Here is a 16637-nt window from a genome sequence, read left to right as displayed (position 1 = left end):
GGTAGGCCCAAGGGACCGGCCCGGAAGGGCACGGCAAGGTCACCCGGGGCGGCCCGGGCTGTACAGGAAGGCAGCCACCATGACGAGAGACCACGGTGCGGCAGCAAAACTGGCCAGGGCAATGGGCATCGTGCTGGGAACGGACCAGATACCACTGCGCCTGAAGGCCTGGGACGGCTCCGAAGCCGGCCCAGAGGGGGCACCCGTCCTGGAATTCCGTTCCCGCCGGGCCCTGCGCCGGATGCTCTGGTCACCAGGGCAGCTGGGGCTCAGCAGGGCTTACGTTGCCGGCGAGATCGATGCGCCCGGGGACGTCTTTGAGGCGTTCTCGGCGTTGAGTTCGGCCGGAAAGTTCGCCGAACCCGGCCCGTTCCGGCCGCCCACCCCCGCTGAACTCTGGTCCCTGGTCCGCACCGCCATCCGGCTGGGGGCCGTGGGCCCCAATCCGGCGCCACCGCCCGAGGAGGCACGGATCCAGCGCAAAGGCAGGCTGCACTCGCGCCGCCGGGACTCGGCCGCCATCTCACACCACTACGACGTCGGCAACGACTTCTACGCCCTGGTGCTGGGACCATCAATGGTTTACTCATGCGCCGTCTGGCCAGGGGATACCGGGGCTACGCGGGGCCCGGCCACAGGTGCCCGCCTCGTGGAGGGGCTGGACGCCGCCCAGGAAGCGAAGCTGGACCTTGTCTGCCGGAAACTGGAGCTGAAACCCGGAATGCGCGTGCTGGACGTGGGCTGCGGCTGGGGCAGTTTCGCACTGCAGGCGGCGGGAAAGTACGGTGCCACCGTGGTGGGCGTAACGCTTTCGGCGGAACAGGCCGTGCTGGCCCGGAAGCGCGCAGCCGACGCCGGGCTGACGGACAAGGTGGACATCCGGGTCCAGGATTACCGGGACATTCCAGACGGGCCGTTTGACGCAATCAGTTCCATCGGCATGTCTGAGCATGTGGGGCGTGAACAGACCCCCGGCTACGCGGCGGCACTGTTTGCGCTGCTGCGGCCCGGCGGCCGCCTGCTCAATCACGCCATTTCCTGGAACGCCGGTCCCACAAACCCGGACCCGGATTCGTTCATCCCCCGGTATGTCTTTCCTGACGGTGAAATGATCAGCCTCGGCGAGATGGTCACAGCCCTGGAGTCCGCCGGTTTCGAGGTCCTGGACGTGGAGGCGCTGCGCCGGCACTATGCCTTGACGCTGCGCGCATGGGTCCGGCGGCTGGAAGAGAACTGGGACCAGGCAGCCGCGCTCGCCGGGCTGGGCCGCGCCCGGGTGTGGCGGCTGTACATGGCTTCCAGTGCTCTGGGTTTTGAGAACAACCTGACCGGAGTGAACCAGGTCCTGGTGCAGCGGCCGGGCGGGGAGGAACCTCCACTGCGCCGGACAGCCTGGCTCTGACACCCACTCTGTCCTTAAAGCAGAAGAGGAACCATCCTTGACGGATGGTTCCTCTTCTTTTTCTCCTGATGGAGGATTGCGTGGAGCTGAGGGGACTCGAACCCCTGACCCCCTGCATGCCATGCAGGTGCGCTACCAGCTGCGCCACAGCCCCGAACTCTTGCCGTTCCGGTCGAATTCCCCGGAGCAACCTGACCAGCTTAATGCACTTTTGCGGCTGCGCCAAATCGGGGAAATCTTGGGGGTACGGGGGCTGCTGAGGGGGTATGAAACCCGTCCTGGGGACCGCATCCGGAGTCCGCGTACACCCAGGTAAAAAACAAAAAACCCGCCGGAATCATACGATTCCGGCGGATTTGCCCGGTGGAGCTGAGGGGACTCGAACCCCTGACCCCCTGCATGCCATGCAGGTGCGCTACCAGCTGCGCCACAGCCCCGGATTGTTGCTGCTCTTGCAAGCTTTTCCGGGTGTACCCCGAAGCAACTCCAATATCTTAGAACAGCAATTCCGAAAATTCCAAATCCGGAATATTCGCCGTGCTGGTGCGGCGGCTACTCGCCTTCGGAAGCTGCCGCTGCCTTCGCGGAGGCGTCATCACCGAGCTGGAGGTCCACCACGGGGCAGTCCTTCCAGAGACGCTCTAGTGCGTAGAACACCCGATCCTCTTCATGTTGGACATGGATCACAATGTCGGAGTAGTCCAGCAGGACCCAGCGGCCACCCGAGCGGCCTTCACGGCGCACCGGCCGCAGGTCCTGCTTGGCCAGCTCTTCCTCGATGCCGTCAACAATGGCGTTGACCTGGCGTTCGCTCGGCGCGGAGGCGATGAGGAACACGTCTGCCAGCGCCAGCCGCTCACTGACGTCAAGGGCCACGATGTCCTGGGCAATCTTGTCCGCGGCTGCCTTTGCGGCGGTGCGGGCTATGGTGATGGATGAATTCGATGCAGTCACGGGACTCCTTGTTGATTAAAAGTGTGGGGGGCTCGCCGGTCAGCTGGACATGCCGCTGACGATCAGGAAAATGCCGGAGACGAGGGCCACGATGCCGAAAAGCAGGATGCAGAGCTGCAGTACCCGGTTCCGCTTTGCCCTGGCCAGCCCGGCGGTGGCAGCGTCCAGGGGGTCCAGCCCGTAGGCCGAGCTGGCTGGGACCCTGGGCAGTTCCTCGACGAGTCCCTCGGACTGGTCTTCCGGGAAGACAACAGCCTTGGGACGGGTGGCCGCGCGGGCGGCAGCCTCGGCACGGGCGATGACCTGCGATCGGCCGGATGCGCTGTCCGCCGCAGCCTGGTTGGAACGGCTGGCCGGACGCCGCTGCTTCCCGGTGCCGGCAGGCTGGACCTTCGTACCGGGGCGGGTTGCAACGGGAACGTGGGAAGTGGCCGGGGGCTTCATCACGGGGCGGTCAACGCCGGGCACCTGCACGAACTCAAGCGGAGTGACCATGGCCAGGTTACTGGCTGTTGACGGGCCGGGCCGCACCCGGGAAGCGGTGTCTTTGGAGGCCGGATCCTTCCCCGGGACCGGTGGCGTGCCGGCCTGTTCGGCGAGTTTTTGCTTGGCCAGGGCACGGCGGTTCATGACGGCGGCGCGTTCGGCGAGGGCAATCTGCTCCGCCAGGATATCGGGGTCCACCGCTTCCGGATCCGTGGAGGCAATGTGCTCCATTTTGGCAATCTGGTTCCTGGCCTGCTCCGCGATCAGGGCCCTGGCGGCAAGGGCCTGCTCGACCGTCATTCCCTCAGGGCCGCCCGAACGGGCAGGGGCAACCGGCCCTCCTGCGGCGGCGGGCGGGTTCTTCGAGGCGAGCGGGGTCTTCGCGGCAGGCGGGGTCTTTGCGGCGGGCAAGGCAGCGCCTTGTGCTGCCTCCTCCTTCCCGTCAGTAGCGGCGGCGGGTCCGGAGGCACCGGCCGAAGGACCCACGGCAGGCGGCACGATGGGGTTGGCGGCGGTCAGCGCCTGTTCCTTGAGCTGCTGCAGGCGGAGCTGGCGGCGGGTGGGCGGACCACCGGCGGCGAGCTGGCCTTCTTTTTCTTCGAGCTCCTTGATGGTGCGCAAGGCTGCGCGGTCCCGAGCCCGGATCTGGGATGACCGCTGCATGGAGGCCGGTTCGGCAGTCTTGGCGGAAGCCGCCTCCCCGGCGGCAGCAGGAAGGCTCGCATCAGGGCCCGGGCCGGCCGGGCGCTTGGTGCCGGGCAGCGTGGCAGGCTGCCGGTCAGTGGCAGGGGCCAGCAGCTCCGGGCCTGTGGACACGGTCGCCTGCTGGGCATCCCTTGCCTTCCGGAGTTCCCGGCGGCTGCGGATGGGGGGCTGTTCCTGACTCATTGAGAACTCATTCAGTACTGGCTGGTTCACGTGCTTCGGCGGATGGCTGGTTTCGGCCCGCCGGCACCTGGGCATAGAGACCGTACTTGGCGATGTACTGCACCACGCCGTCCGGCACCAGGTACCAGACGGGGTCGTGTGCCGCTACCCGGGCCCGGCAGTCTGTGGACGAGATGGCCATGGCGGGCACTTCGAGCAGGCTCACGTCGTCCCGCCCCATGCCGTCCAGCACATGGCCCGGCCGGGTGACGCCAACGAAATGGGCCAGCGACCACAGTTCATCGATGTCCTTCCAGGACAGGATCTGGGCCAGGGCGTCCGCCCCGGTGATGAAGAAGAGATCCGCGTCCGGACGCTGCGCGCGCAGGTCACGGAGGGTGTCAATGGTGTAGGTGGGGCCGGGACGCTCGATGTCCACCCGGCTCACGGTAAACCGCGGATTCGAGGCCGTGGCGATGACCGTCATGAGGTACCGGTGTTCGGGCTCGCTGACCTGCTTGTGGGACTTCTGCCACGGCTGGCCGGTGGGGACGAAAACCACCTCGTCCAGGTCGAACTCGGCGGCAACTTCGCTGGCTGCAACCAGGTGGCCGTGATGGATGGGATCGAATGTCCCACCCATCACGCCCAGGCGCAGCCTGCGGTGGGGGCCGCTGTGGCGCAAAACGCGGGAGATGTTAGTGGCCCTGCCCGTGATCGTGCTTGTTCGGGTGCTGGCGGTGCGGATCCGCGTGCTCTTCGGTGGCAGAGTGGCGGTTGCCCAGGTTCTTATAGGAGAGTGTGACGAACATCAGCACCAGGAAGATGGCGAAGATGACCACGCCGAAGACCCACGGCTCAGCCCACAACGGCGCGAGTTCGTGTTCTTCGCCTTCGGCGACGGTCATGGCGATCTGCTGGAGCAGCATGTTCTCCCCTAGAGTTTCAAAGGTTGGTGGCAGCGGAAAAGTCCGCTGCTTTCTGGCGTCTGGTCTATGTTACCGCGTTGCTACCCGCGGACTTGGCCCTCGCCCTGCACGATCCACTTGGTGGTGGTGAGTTCGGTCAGGCCCATCGGACCGCGGGCATGCAGTTTCTGCGTGGAAATGCCCACCTCGGCACCCAGCCCCAGTTCCCCGCCGTCGGTGAACCGCGTGGACGCGTTGACGATGACGGCTGCCGAATCAACTTCGGCGATGAACCGTTCAGCGTTGGCCAGGTTGTTGGTGAGGATGGCCTCGGTGTGGCCGGTGGACCAGGCACGGATGTGGCTGACGGCCTCATCGAGGCTGTCCACCATGGCCACCGCCAGGTCGAGGTTCATGTACTCCGTGCCCCAGTCCTCATCCGTCGCCGGTTCCGACTCGATGGAGTCAGGCAGGGCGGCGCGGATGCGGTCGTCCGCGTGCAGCCGTACCCCGGCCTTGCTCAAGGCGGCAGCGACGGCGGGCAGCACGGTGGACCCGGAGTGGACCAGGAGCGTTTCAACAGTGTTGCAGACGCTGGGCCGCTGGGTCTTGGCGTTGAGCAGGATCTCCACGGCCATCTCTTCGCCGGCTGATTCGTCAATGAAGATATGCACGTTGCCCTCCCCCGTCTCGATGACGGGGACGGCGGAGTTATTGACCACTGTCTGGATGAGGTCGCGGCCGCCGCGGGGAATCAGGACGTCCACCCTGCCGCGGGCCCGCATGAGGACGTTGGCGCCGGCGCGTCCGTACGGGTCCACGGTCTGCACGGCGTCGGCAGGCAGGCCCACGGATTCGAGGGCCTCGCGCAGCACCCGCACCAGCACCTCGTTGGTGGCCTCCGCAGCGCTGCCGCCGCGCAGGATCACGGCGTTGCCGCTCTTGAGGGCCAGGCCGGCGATGTCAACGGTGACGTTGGGGCGGGCTTCGTAGATGGCGGCCACCACGCCCATGGGGACATTCACCTGGCGCAGGCGCAGGCCGTTGGGCAGGGTCTGGCCGCGGACCACGTTGCCGACGGGGTCCGGCAGGTTGGCCAGGTTTTCCAGTGCTGCCACCAGCCCGGCGATACGGGCCTCGGTCAGGGTCAAGCGGTCAAGCATGGCAGCAGAGGTGCCGTTGGCCTTGCCGGCGGCGACGTCCCTGGCGTTGGCGGCCAGGATTGCCTGGGCGTTCTCCTCCAGGGCGGCGCCCACTGCCCGCAGCGCCCGGTCCTTCCAGGCACGGTTGGCCATGGCCATCCGGCGGGCGGCGGTGCGTGAGCGATCCGCGATGGCGTGGACTGCGGCCTGGACGTCCGCATCGGAGAGCGGAACCGAAGCGGATTCCGGCGCTGCTGCAGGCGTGACCGGCTGCGCACCGGCAGCGGCAGCGTCTACGGAATTGTCAGCAGTGTTGGAAATCAGGGCCTCAGTCATGTTCCCAGTTTAGGCGAGCCCGCGGCTCAGACCAGAACCAGGTCGTCAACATGAACAACTTCGCGGTCGTAGCCGGTGCCCAGTTCCTCCCCAAGGTCCCGGGTGGACCGGCCGAGCATGCGGGGCAATTCCACGGACGAGTAATTCACCAGCCCGCGCGCCACCACGGTGCCGTCGGCACCTGCGATCTCGACGGCGTCGCCCGCTTCAAAATCCCCGTGCACCGCTGAAATGCCCGCCGGCAGCAGGGAGGTGCGGTGGTGCCGGACGGCCCGCACCGCGCCGTCGTCGAGGACCAGGCGGCCCTGCACGGACGCCACGTGCGCCAGCCAGAGGAGACGCACAGGCTTGCGCGCCCCGTTGACCGTGAACCAGGTGCCCACGTCCTCGCCATTCAGGGCGGCGGACGCGTTGGGCGTGGAGGTGACCAGGGCGTGGATGCCGGAACCGGCGGCCATGGTAGCGGCCTCCACCTTGGTCATCATGCCGCCGGTGCCGACGCCGGCTTTGCCCGCCTTGCCGATGGTGACGCCTTCGAGGTCATGCGGGCCTTCGACCAGGGGAATCCGCTTCGCCCCGAGCGACGGCGGGCCGTCGTAGAGCGAGTCAACGTCGGACAGCAGCACCAGCGCGTCGGCCCGGACCAGGTGGGCCACCAAGGCCGCGAGGCGGTCGTTGTCACCAAACCGGATTTCGTGCGTGGCCACGGTGTCGTTTTCATTGACGACCGGAACCACGCCCAGGTTCAGGAGCCGGTTAAGGGCCCGGAAGGCGTTGGTGTGCTGGCTGCGGCGCATCAGGTCTTCAGCGGTGAGCAAAACCTGGCTGACCGTCACGCCGTGCGCGCCGAAGGCCTGCGTGTAGCGCGCCATCAGCAGTCCCTGCCCCACGCTGGCCGCGGCCTGCTGGGTTGCAAGGTCCCGCGGCCGCTTGGCAAGGCCCAGCGGGGCCAGCCCGGCGGCAATGGCACCGGAGGACACCAGGATCAGTTCCGTGCCCGCGTTGCGCTTGGCGGCCAGGGCGTCGGCGAGGGCGACGAGCGATTCCTCCGAGATGCCGCCCTTGATGCTCGTCAGCGACGACGAACCGACTTTCACCACCACCCGCCGGGCGTTGGCAAGCACACTCCTGTCCACCGAACCGGTGACCGGTTCCGTGGCGGCAGCCCTAGAACTCATTGTCTGCGTCCAGTCCACTCTCCTTGAGCGGCTTGGCAACGCGGCGGCTGCTCACGGACTCAGTCCAGATGCCGGCCTTACGCTCAGCTTCGAGTTCAGCGCGCGCGGCGGCCTTGGCATCCTTGCGTTCCTGCTGTTCCTCACGCTTCTGGTTGCGGGTGGGCCGGTCGCCGATATCGGCAAAACGGACATCCGTGCCGCGTGGCGAGGCCAAGAGTTCGGCGCCCGCCATCATGGTGGGCTCCCAGTCGAAGACGACGCCGTCATCCTCGCCGATCACCACGGTGTCGCCGGGCTTGGCGCCCTGCTTGAACAGTTCCGTTTCCACGCCGAGCTTCGCCAGGCGGTCGGCGAGGTAGCCGATGGCTTCCTCGTTGGTGAAATCGGTCTGCTTGACCCAGCGCACGGGCTTTTCGCCCAGGACGCGGAACAGCGGCTCGAGGTTCTTTTCCTCGCGGCGGATCCGGAAGCCGGTTTCGTTGACGGCGCGGGGCCGCAGCACGGCAGGCTGCACCTTGGGCGGCGCAGCTGCCACTGCGTCCCTGGCAGCCTTGACGATTTCTGCCATGGCAAAACCGAGCTGGCGGAGGCCTTCATGGCTGGTGGCGGACACCTCGAACACCCGGTACCCGCGGGATTCCAGCTCCGGCCGGACAAATTCCGCCATGTCCTTGCCGTCCGGCAGGTCCACCTTGTTGAGGGCAACCAGGCGAGGCCGGTGGTTCAACGGAACCACTTCGCCGTCCTGGCCGGCGTAGCTCATGTCCACGGCGTACTTTTCGAGCTCGGCCTCGATGATGGCGAGGTCGCTGAGGGGGTCGCGGTCCGATTCCAGGGTGCCGCAGTCAAGGACGTGGACCAGCGCGGCGCAGCGCTCCACGTGGCGCAGGAAGTTGTGGCCGAGGCCCTTGCCTTCGCTGGCGCCCTCGATCAGCCCGGGAACGTCGGCAATGGTGAAGCGGACGTCCCCTGCCTGCACAACACCCAGGTTGGGCACCAGGGTGGTGAACGGGTAATCGGCGATTTTGGGGCGGGCGGCGGACATGGCGGCGATGAGGCTTGATTTGCCCGCTGACGGGAACCCGACAAGCGCGATGTCGGCGATGGACTTCAGTTCCAGGACGATGTCCCGGGACTCACCCTCGATGCCGAGCAGCGCGAAGCCCGGCGCACGGCGCTTCTGGGATGCGAGGGCAGCGTTGCCCAGGCCGCCAATGCCGCCGGCCGCGGCCACATACTCGGCACCTTCGCCAACGAGGTCGGCCAGGACGGTGCCGTCCTTGGACTTGACCACGGTGCCGTCGGGCACAGGCAGCACGAGGGTTTCGCCGTTCTTGCCGCCGCGCCAGTCACCCATGCCGGGGCCCCCGTTGGTGGCGTGGCGGTGCGGTGCGTGGTGGTAGTCCAGGAGGGTGGTGGTCTGGTGGTCCACGCGCAGGATGACGTCGCCGCCGTTGCCGCCGTTGCCGCCGTCGGGCCCGCCGAGGGGCTTGAACTTCTCCCGGTGGACGGAGACGCACCCGTGGCCGCCGCTACCGCCGGATACGTGCAGTACTACCCGGTCTACAAAGCTGGCCACGTAAATCTCCTCAGTGCTGTTTTCGCGGCGCCGAAAGCGCCATCACGATTGTAATGCGGTTAAAAGAACAGTGGAGCGGGCCATCAGGCCCGCTCCACCGCTTTGATGCTGGTTGTTACTCTGCAGCTGCAGCAGCAACGATGTTGACGACGCGGCGACCGCGGCGGGTACCGAATTCAACGGCGCCCGGGGTCAGTGCGAACAGGGTGTCGTCGCCGCCACGGCCCACGCCAGCGCCCGGGTGGAAGTGGGTGCCGCGCTGGCGGACGATGATCTCGCCGGCGGAAACAACCTGGCCGCCGAAGCGCTTTACGCCGAGGTACTGAGCGTTGGAATCACGACCGTTGCGAGTGGAGCTCGCGCCCTTTTTATGTGCCATTTGAAATGCCTGCCTCTAAGTTCTGGGGATCTGCTAAAAACCTGAACAGTAACGAAGGTTACTGGATACCAGTGATCTTGACCTTGGTCAGTTCCTGGCGGTGACCCTGGCGCTTCTTGTAACCGGTCTTGTTCTTGAACTTCTGGATCACAATCTTCGGACCACGGAGGTCGTTCAGGATCTCAGCTGTAACAGTTACCTTGGCCAGGTCAGCAGCGGCAGAGGTGACCTTGTCACCGTCAACCAGGAGCAGTGCGGGCAGCTGAATGGTGCTGCCAGCCCCACCGGCGACGCGGTTCAGGGTAACGAAGTCTCCGACGGAAACCTTCTCTTGGCGGCCGCCTGCGCGGACAATCGCGTACACCACTTGGGAACTCACTTCTCTCGACGTTTCTAACTAAATTTGCGTGCGGAACCGGCTCTAACAGGCTGGCTTCTCGCTGTGCCTCAACGCCGTGGGGTCATAACCCAAGTGTTGGCGTAAGCACCGAAGAACTAGACTACGCTAATTTTGTCTTCGGCCGCAAATGAGGCTGGCTCCTGCGCGCCGGCTGTGATAGGAACCACAGGCCGGCCGGACAGCGGGGCCGCGCACCAACCATGGTACCGGCGGGACGGGCGCCACAGGCTCAGGCGTGCAGCCGCGGCGCGTCGAAAAAGTCCACTTCCAGGCGGCAGGACTGCTTGAAGGCCGTGACCATGTCCGCCCGCTCGGCGTCCGAGCCGCTTCGCCCGGCCGCATCCACAATGGCAATGGCCTTCCGGGTCGCTTCGGCGAAATCCTCGTCAGCGTACGTCCGGAGCCACTCCGCGTACGGGTGGCCGGCCGGTTCGCCCGCGGCGAGGAACTGGGCGTGGAGGGTCTTGCCCACCTCCGCATACAGCCAGAAGCACGGCAGGACGGCCGCGGCGAGCACCGCGTAACTGCCCGACGCGGAGGCCGCCGTGAGGTGGTCGACGTAGGACTTTGTCACGGGGCCAAGTTCGGCCTGGACGGGGCGCGTGCTGAGCCAGGATCGGTGCAGCTCGGACTCAACCTCCAGGCACTGCTGCGCGGATCCGGCCCAGAACAGCTGCTCCGCCTCCGTGGGGGCCAAGGCGCTTGCCCGTGCCAGCACGCGGGAGTAGCCGTTCAGGTAGATGGCGTCCTGGGCCAGGTAATAGGCAAATTCCTTCTCCGGCAGGCTGCCCGAGACCAGGCCGCGGATGAAGTCCAGGCGGTAGATGGCGTCCAGGTCCGCTTCAGCTTCAGTCCAGAGCAGGGCTTCGAATGACCCCGGCTGCGGAACTGCCCGCAGGTGGTGGAAGTGGTGCACGGGCCCGTTGCCGGCTCCTACCTCAAGCCGGGCGGAGTCCGCGAGCGCCCCCGCCAGCCAGGGCTTCACTTCCCGCAGCGACGCCTCCCAGTCCCCCCGCCGAGCCTGCACCGTGGCCATTGCAGAGGACAGCGAGCACCCCGTTCCGTGGCTGTTCCTGGTGGCCACCCGCTCCCCCGGTACCTCGATGACCTCCGCCCGCAGCAGGCCGGCGGTGTTGACCAGGGCGTCCGGGCATTGCGCACCTGACAGGTGGCCGCCCTTCACAAGCACGGTTGCTCCGGTGGCATCGGCCAGCTTTCGCCCTTGTTCCAGGGCCCCGGCCCAGGAATCCCGGGGTTCTTCGCCCACGAGCATGGCAAGTTCGGCCAGGTTCGGGGTGATGAGGTGGGCCAGCGGCAGCAGATCGCGGAGCGCTGCCTCGGCGGATTCCTGGAGCAACCGGTCACCGCTGGTGGCCACCATTACCGGGTCAAGGACCACGACGGCGGGACGCACCTTCTCCAGCCAGGTCCGGACCGTGGCGATCACCCCGGCGTCGCCCAGCATGCCGATTTTGACGGCGTCGATGCTGATGTCGTCACTGATGGCATCCAGCTGGCAGGCGAGGAAGGACGCGGGCGGCAGGTGGACGGCAGCCACGCCGCGGGTGTTCTGCGCGGTGAGGGCGGTGATGGCAGCCATGCCGTAGCCGCCGTGCGCCGCAATGCTTTTCAGGTCCGCCTGGATGCCGGCGCCGCCGGACGGGTCCGAACCGGCAATGGACAGGACGCGCGGCACGTCCCGGCGCAGCGCTGGCTGGGCGGGCGCGGCCTGGACGGTCGCATCCGGGATTGCGTCGGGCTGGGAAGTTTCCGCGGGCATAAAGAGGGTCGAAGACAAAGGACATCCCTTCGCCGGTACTAGCCGGACAGGTTCAACGGGTCTGGATCTCAGCCGGCCCTTCGCGCGGCACCCCGTGTCGGTTACCCAGCCTAGCCGCTGACCTGGGAGCCCGGGAAAAGTGACAGCCACCGCATGCAGGAAAGTCCCCGCCTTATGGGCCGTTCCCCCCGGAATACGGAGGGGAACGGTCCACGAGACGGGGACTTCCCGGGTTACCCAGTGGCCCTGCCTGGGCTTAAAGCTCAGAGGCAGGAACCCCCACGCCCAGGATGATGGGCGCCTCGGCGGGCTTGGGCGCGCCTTCCTTGCGTTCCTGCGAGGCCGATGCGGGTTCCGGGGCCTTGGCAGCATGGCTGTGTCCGGCGCTGGGTGCCGGAACGTTCTCGTGCTGCTGCACGCTGGTTTCGTTGGCGGCACCCTGGGCGCGGCTAGCGCTGCGGTTGCGCCGCGGCCGCCGCTGGCGGGACTGGTCCACCGTGTGGTCAGACCAGTCCTTCTCAGCTTCCGCAGGGGCAGCCGGCTGTTCCGCCTGTGCCGGAACCGCCTCGGGCCGCGTGGCTTCCTGTTCTTCCGCGGGGGTTTCGGCGGCAGGCGCCGGTTCGCCCAGGTGGGCGAAGGCTTCCGCGAGCCTGTCCAGGGTGAGGGCAGGGCGGGGCTGCTGCTCCTCCGCGTGCTCCACGAAGGGCAGGGCAACCTTCTCGCCGCCGAAGGTCAGGACAGCCGCAGGCCGTGGCGGGGTACCGGCGTCGTGCTTCTCTTCCACGGCAGGCGCCGCGGGCTGGGCCGACTGGGCCTGCCTGGCCGCCGCGACCTCGTCGTCGTGCAGGTGCGCCGCATGCGCGGCCGCCGCGATGTTGGCAAGGGCCAGCCTGGTGGCTTCAGCCTTGGCGTGGCGCTCGGCGTCGGCCGGGTCCGGGTGGACCGTGTGGACATGCACAGCGGGCGCCGGCGCAGCATCGGGTTGCTGGCCGCCGCGTCCGCGCCGCCGCTTGCGATCCGGGCGTCCCCCGGGCTGGCTGCTGTCGGTCCGCTGGCCCTCGTTCCGGTGGCTTTCGGCACGGGATTCCGGCCGGCTGTCGGTGCGCTGCACGTGGTGCTCGGCAGCAACGATGTTGGCGCGGCGGTGCTCCACGGGGTCGTCGTGGGTGACGACGCCGCGTCCGGCGCAGGCCTCGCACTGCTCGCCAAAGACCTCCAGGAGCCCGGTGCCCATGCGCTTCCGGGTCATCTGGACCAGGCCCAGGGACGTGACTTCGGCAACCTGGTGCTTGGTGCGGTCGCGGCCCAGGCATTCCACCAGGCGGCGCAGCACCAGGTCCCGGTTGGATTCAAGGACCATGTCGATGAAGTCGATGACGATGATGCCGCCGATGTCCCGGAGGCGGAGCTGGCGCACCACTTCCTCGGCTGCTTCGAGGTTGTTCTTGGTGACGGTTTCCTCAAGGTTGCCGCCGCTGCCCGTGAACTTGCCCGTATTGACGTCAACCACGGTCATGGCTTCGGTGCGGTCGATCACCAGGGAACCGCCGGACGGCAGGAAGACCTTCCGTTCCAGGGCCTTGTGGATCTGCTCGTCGATCCGCCAGGCGGCGAAGATGTCCTGGTCCTTGGTCCACTTCTCGAGCCGGCCCACCAGGTCCGGGGCAACGTAGGTGACGTAGGCCTCGATGGTGTCCCAGGCCTCTTCACCGGACACGATCAGCTTGGAGAAGTCCTCGTTGAAGACGTCGCGGACCACCTTGATGGTGAGGTCCGGTTCGCCGTACAGCAGTTCGGGGGCCAGCACCTTGGTGGAGGTGGACTGGCTTTCGATGCCTTCCCACTGGGCGCGGAGCCGGTTGATGTCGTGCGTCAGCTCTTCCTCGGACGCCCCTTCGGCCGCGGTGCGCACAATGACGCCGGCCTGCTCCGGGAGGCGGTCCTTGAGGATGCGCTTGAGGCGGTTGCGTTCGACGTCGGGCAGCTTGCGTGAGATGCCCGTCATGGACCCGCCGGGAACGTACACGAGGTAGCGGCCGGGCAGCGAGATCTGGCTGGTCAGGCGAGCGCCCTTGTGACCCACCGGGTCCTTGGTCACCTGGACCAGGACGGTGTCGCCGGACTTGAGCGCGTTTTCGATCCGGCGCTGCTTGCCTTCGAGGTTGACGGCCTCCCAGTTCACCTCACCGGCGTACAGGACGGCGTTGCGGCCGCGCCCGATGTCCACGAATGCTGCCTCCATGGAGGGCAGCACGTTCTGGACCTTGCCCAGGTAGACGTTGCCGATCAGCGAGTCCTGCTGGGTCTTGGAGACGAAGTGCTCGGCGAGGACACCGTCCTCGAGGACGGCAATCTGGATTCTGTCGTCGCGCTGGCGGACGATCATCTGGCGGTCCACGGATTCCCTGCGGGCCAGGAACTCCGCCTCGGTGATGACGGTGCGGCGCCGGCCGGTATCGCGGGACTCACGCCGGCGCTGCTTCTTCGCTTCCAGGCGGGTGGAACCCTTGACGCTGGTCACGCGGTTGCTGGCGGCCTGCTCGGTCACCGCGCGCGGGGCGCGGACACGGGTGACGGTGTTGGGGGGATCGTCGTCCCCGCCGCCGGTCAGTTCGAGGTCCTGGTCGCCGCGGCGCCGCCGGCGCCGCCGGCGGGATGTGACGCCCTCTTCCAGGAGGGCGGACGCTTCGTCGCCCTCCGCTTCGGCGTCGTCGCCGGCTTCGCCGTCAGTGGCAGCCTCCGCGTCACGATCTTCGAGGCGGCTGCGGCTGCGGCGGCCGCGGCTGCGGCGCCTGCGGCGGCCGGCGGAATCGTCGGCGTCGCCGTCCTCGGCGTCGTCCTCTTCCACATCCTCCGGGACGGCCGGAGCCGGGCGCACCACAGTGCTCAGGTCCGGGGCCTGGAACAGTACGGAAGTGGGGGAAGCCGGTTCCAGGAACAGTGAGGCAAAGGCGCTGGCAGCTTCCTTCGCAGGCTCCTCCGTTTCGGCGGGCTCCCCTGCAGCGGCGTGTTGCGGCGCGTCGCCTGCAGCGGCCGCGTCCGACGGCGCCCGGCCGGCGTCGTGGGCTGCCGGTGCCTCTTCCGGCGCTGCCTCAGGTGATTGCTCCTCGGCAGATGCTGCGGCGGGGGCACCGGTTTCTACTGCCTCGCCAGCAGTTGCCGACTCCAGTTGCGCCGGAGCAGCTTCCGCAGCGGGCGCTGCTGCAGCTTCGGCTGCCGGGGCAGCTGCCTTCCGGGTGGCAACCCGACGGCGGCGGACGGGTTTCTCTGCCACTTCCGTTTCCGGGGCAGCAGGCGCGCCCTCCGCGGTGTCAGCCGCAGCGGCTCCAGTCTCTGCGGCATCCCCGGCGAAGGCCGGGAGGGGCTCCGCGGCGTCAACCTTTTTACGGGCGCGGGTGCGGCGGGCCGGCGCCTTGGTTTCCTCGGCCGCAGCCTCAACGTTCTCCGCGGTGGCGGGGTCGGCCGGAACGATGCCTTCCGCGGCAGTACCGGCGTCGTCGGTTTTCGTTACCGCCTTGCGGCGGGTCCTCTTGGGTGCGACGGGGGCCTCGGAGGCCGGCGCATCGCCGTTAACGGCCAGGTCTTGCTCGTTTTCCATATGCAGCTACACTCCTGCCCCTGACGCACCGCCACATCCGGCACCCATTGGGGCACATATTGTCAAAACCCGCAGGCGTTGACAGAAGTCAAGTGGATACTCCCAGGTTCGCACCGGCATTGGGGTGCGGCAGCCCGTGGGAGCCGGGGGATGTCCTGAAACCCGTTGTTCTACATGCCACAACCAGGTGCCGTCCAATGGAGTCGCGGGAGTGCCGTCAGCCTTCGAAGCCTGCCCTGCTCATCATTGGCGGTCTTGAGAACAGTCCACCGGACCGGAGTCCGAATGTGGATCGGCTTCCAGCCAGGTTCATTCTCTCACATCCGGACTAAATCACGGCGGAGGCGGAGGCTGCTGCCCCTTTTTCCTGGGAATGGCTTCCAGCCCGCGGCGTTACAATCGGGCTAAGGAGCACCGGACGAAAAGGACGCCAAACCAATGCCCAGCATCTCCCCCGCCAGCGGCACCGAAGCCCCGGACCGGACCACCGGCCCGGACAGCAGTTCCGCGGCCGTGCCCTTCATGGCCCGCAACCAGCCTTTCGGCTGGCTGCTGGTGATCACCGGCGCCGTCGGCTGGCTGGCCTCGGGAACGCTGGTCCTGGAAAAGCTTGCAGTGCTCCAGGACCCGAACCACACCACGGTATGCGACGTCAATCCCTGGATTTCCTGCGGGGATGTGATGAAGACGTGGCAGAGCTCCCTGTTCGGCTTCCCCAACATGTTTATCGGGATCGTGGCGTTCGCCGTCATCATCACCGTGGGCATGGCACTGCTGTCCGGCGCCACCTTTGCCCGCTGGTTCTGGGTGGGCCTGCAGACGGGCGTCACGCTCGGATTCGCCTTCGTGGTGTGGCTGTGGTCGCAGGCCCTCTACGACATCCACATCCTGTGCCCCTTCTGCATGATCGTGTGGGCCGCCATGATCCCCCTCTTCATCTGGGTGACCATCCGGAACATCAGCGCCGGAATCATCCCCATCCGCACTGGCGCTGCCCGCCTGGTGGCTGATTCCGGCTGGATCATCGTGGCCCTGCTCTACGTGGCCGTGGCCGCCAGCATCTTCTTCTCGTTCATCCAGGTGTTCGCCGGGACGTCAGGTTTCTAGCCGCAACGACAGCAAAGGGAAGGCCGGTGTTCTGATGAACACCGGCCTTCCCTTTGCTTCGTTCAGGTCCTTTAGAACCAGATCTTGATCTCGCGCTCGGCTGAATCGGTGGAGTCGGAGCCGTGCACCAGGTTCTGCTGGACCTTCAGGCCCCAGTCCCGGCCGAAGTCGCCGCGGATGGTGCCCGGGGCCGCCGTCGTGGGATCGGTGGTGCCGGCCAGCGAGCGGAAGCCTTCGATGACGCGGTGGCCCTCGAAGATGGCCGCCACCACGGGCCCGCTGAGCATGAATTCAACCAGCGGCTCATAGAACGGCTTGCCAACGTGCTCCTCGTAGTGCTGCTCGAGCAGTTCGCGGGTGGCATCCACCTTCTTCAGTTCAGCAAGGGTGTATCCCTTGGCTTCGACGCGGGCCAGGATGGCACCGGTGAGGTTACGGGCGACGCCGTCGGGCTTGATCAGGACGAGGGTGCGCTCAGTGGTCACAACTGCTCCAATGCGTTGGTGGGGTTTCGGGACAAG

The 16637-nt window shown here is 67.2% G+C and carries 14 protein-coding genes, 2 tRNA genes and 1 riboswitch; of the genes, 2 read left to right on the top strand and 14 right to left on the bottom strand.

The window, feature by feature from the left end; all coding sequences use genetic code 11:
- Nucleotides 1–79 precede the first annotated feature (79 nt).
- Nucleotides 80–1402, top strand: coding sequence for a class I SAM-dependent methyltransferase (locus tag AC5RT3_RS16055; RefSeq protein WP_494050614.1), 1323 nt, complete (start codon nt 80–82; stop codon nt 1400–1402).
- 81 nt (nt 1403–1483) lie between these two features.
- On the opposite strand, the gene AC5RT3_RS16050 is transcribed toward AC5RT3_RS16055, so the two are convergent.
- From AC5RT3_RS16050 to AC5RT3_RS15990, 13 genes are all read right to left on the bottom strand, one after another.
- Nucleotides 1484–1556 (bottom strand) — tRNA-Ala (locus AC5RT3_RS16050).
- 210 nt (nt 1557–1766) lie between these two features.
- Nucleotides 1767–1839 (bottom strand) — tRNA-Ala (locus AC5RT3_RS16045).
- Nucleotides 1840–1954: 115 nt separating this feature from the next.
- On the bottom strand, nt 1955–2356 hold the full coding sequence (rsfS, locus tag AC5RT3_RS16040; protein WP_479771346.1) for a ribosome silencing factor: 402 nt from the start codon (nt 2354–2356) through the stop codon (nt 1955–1957).
- Nucleotides 2357–2395: 39 nt separating this feature from the next.
- Nucleotides 2396–3730 carry a hypothetical protein gene (locus tag AC5RT3_RS16035; protein WP_494050615.1) on the bottom strand — a complete coding sequence of 445 codons (1335 nt, stop codon included), beginning with the start codon at nt 3728–3730 and terminating at the stop codon, nt 2396–2398.
- A 7-nt stretch (nt 3731–3737) separates the two neighbouring features.
- Nucleotides 3738–4394: a nicotinate-nucleotide adenylyltransferase gene (nadD, locus tag AC5RT3_RS16030; protein WP_494050616.1), complete on the bottom strand. Its 657-nt coding sequence runs from the start codon at nt 4392–4394 to the stop codon at nt 3738–3740.
- Between the two features lie 13 nt (nt 4395–4407).
- Nucleotides 4408–4638, bottom strand: a complete 231-nt coding sequence (locus AC5RT3_RS16025; RefSeq protein ID WP_494009386.1) for a hypothetical protein — start codon at nt 4636–4638, stop codon at nt 4408–4410.
- An 80-nt stretch (nt 4639–4718) separates the two neighbouring features.
- Nucleotides 4719–6095 (bottom strand): glutamate-5-semialdehyde dehydrogenase, encoded by a 1377-nt coding sequence (locus AC5RT3_RS16020; protein ID WP_494050617.1) that lies wholly within the window; start codon nt 6093–6095, stop codon nt 4719–4721.
- 26 nt (nt 6096–6121) lie between these two features.
- Nucleotides 6122–7273 carry a glutamate 5-kinase gene (proB, locus tag AC5RT3_RS16015; protein ID WP_494124650.1) on the bottom strand — a complete coding sequence of 384 codons (1152 nt, stop codon included), beginning with the start codon at nt 7271–7273 and terminating at the stop codon, nt 6122–6124.
- Nucleotides 7263–8852: a GTPase ObgE gene (gene obgE / locus AC5RT3_RS16010; RefSeq protein WP_494124649.1), complete on the bottom strand. Its 1590-nt coding sequence runs from the start codon at nt 8850–8852 to the stop codon at nt 7263–7265. The genes proB and obgE overlap by 11 nt, the downstream gene beginning before the upstream one ends.
- 115 nt (nt 8853–8967) lie before the next feature.
- Nucleotides 8968–9231: a 50S ribosomal protein L27 gene (gene rpmA, locus AC5RT3_RS16005; RefSeq protein ID WP_009372867.1), complete on the bottom strand. Its 264-nt coding sequence runs from the start codon at nt 9229–9231 to the stop codon at nt 8968–8970.
- Between the two features lie 58 nt (nt 9232–9289).
- The gene (gene rplU, locus AC5RT3_RS16000) at nt 9290–9598 is read right to left on the bottom strand and encodes a 50S ribosomal protein L21 (RefSeq protein WP_142045052.1); all 309 of its coding nucleotides are present in this window, start codon (nt 9596–9598) and stop codon (nt 9290–9292) included.
- A gap of 262 nt (nt 9599–9860) precedes the next feature.
- On the bottom strand, nt 9861–11411 hold the full coding sequence (gene thiD / locus AC5RT3_RS15995; RefSeq protein ID WP_494051327.1) for a bifunctional hydroxymethylpyrimidine kinase/phosphomethylpyrimidine kinase: 1551 nt from the start codon (nt 11409–11411) through the stop codon (nt 9861–9863).
- 7 nt (nt 11412–11418) lie between these two features.
- Nucleotides 11419–11516, bottom strand: a riboswitch (TPP riboswitch).
- Nucleotides 11517–11667: 151 nt separating this feature from the next.
- Complete coding sequence (locus AC5RT3_RS15990; RefSeq protein ID WP_494124648.1) at nt 11668–15009, bottom strand: Rne/Rng family ribonuclease; 3342 nt, start codon at nt 15007–15009, stop codon at nt 11668–11670.
- A 438-nt stretch (nt 15010–15447) separates the two neighbouring features.
- Between AC5RT3_RS15990 and AC5RT3_RS15985 the strand changes: the two genes are divergently transcribed.
- Nucleotides 15448–16116 (top strand): vitamin K epoxide reductase family protein, encoded by a 669-nt coding sequence (locus AC5RT3_RS15985; RefSeq protein ID WP_494124647.1) that lies wholly within the window; start codon nt 15448–15450, stop codon nt 16114–16116.
- Nucleotides 16117–16187: 71 nt separating this feature from the next.
- Here AC5RT3_RS15985 and ndk read toward each other — a convergent pair whose 3' ends face one another.
- On the bottom strand, nt 16188–16601 hold the full coding sequence (gene ndk, locus AC5RT3_RS15980) for a nucleoside-diphosphate kinase (RefSeq protein WP_494050622.1): 414 nt from the start codon (nt 16599–16601) through the stop codon (nt 16188–16190).
- Nucleotides 16602–16637 lie beyond the last annotated feature (36 nt).

The organism is Arthrobacter sp. Y3221159 (assembly GCF_059089885.1).
This window is presented reverse-complemented; position numbering and strand designations above follow the sequence as displayed.

Bases quoted from the DNA above. Each gene is read 5' to 3' on its own strand.
- rpmA (WP_009372867.1), bottom strand. From the start codon at position 9,231: ATGGCACATAAAAAGGGCGCGAGCTCCACTCGCAACGGTCGTGATTCC.
- AC5RT3_RS15985 (WP_494124647.1), top strand. From the start codon at position 15,448: ATGCCCAGCATCTCCCCCGCCAGCGGCACCGAAGCCCCGGACCGGACC.
- AC5RT3_RS16055 (WP_494050614.1), top strand. From the start codon at position 80: ATGACGAGAGACCACGGTGCGGCAGCAAAACTGGCCAGGGCAATGGGC.
- AC5RT3_RS16020 (WP_494050617.1), bottom strand. From the start codon at position 6,095: ATGACTGAGGCCCTGATTTCCAACACTGCTGACAATTCCGTAGACGCT.
- AC5RT3_RS16035 (WP_494050615.1), bottom strand. From the start codon at position 3,730: ATGAGTCAGGAACAGCCCCCCATCCGCAGCCGCCGGGAACTCCGGAAG.
- AC5RT3_RS15990 (WP_494124648.1), bottom strand. From the start codon at position 15,009: ATGGAAAACGAGCAAGACCTGGCCGTTAACGGCGATGCGCCGGCCTCC.
- thiD (WP_494051327.1), bottom strand. From the start codon at position 11,411: ATGCCCGCGGAAACTTCCCAGCCCGACGCAATCCCGGATGCGACCGTC.
- proB (WP_494124650.1), bottom strand. From the start codon at position 7,273: ATGAGTTCTAGGGCTGCCGCCACGGAACCGGTCACCGGTTCGGTGGAC.
- AC5RT3_RS16025 (WP_494009386.1), bottom strand. From the start codon at position 4,638: ATGCTGCTCCAGCAGATCGCCATGACCGTCGCCGAAGGCGAAGAACAC.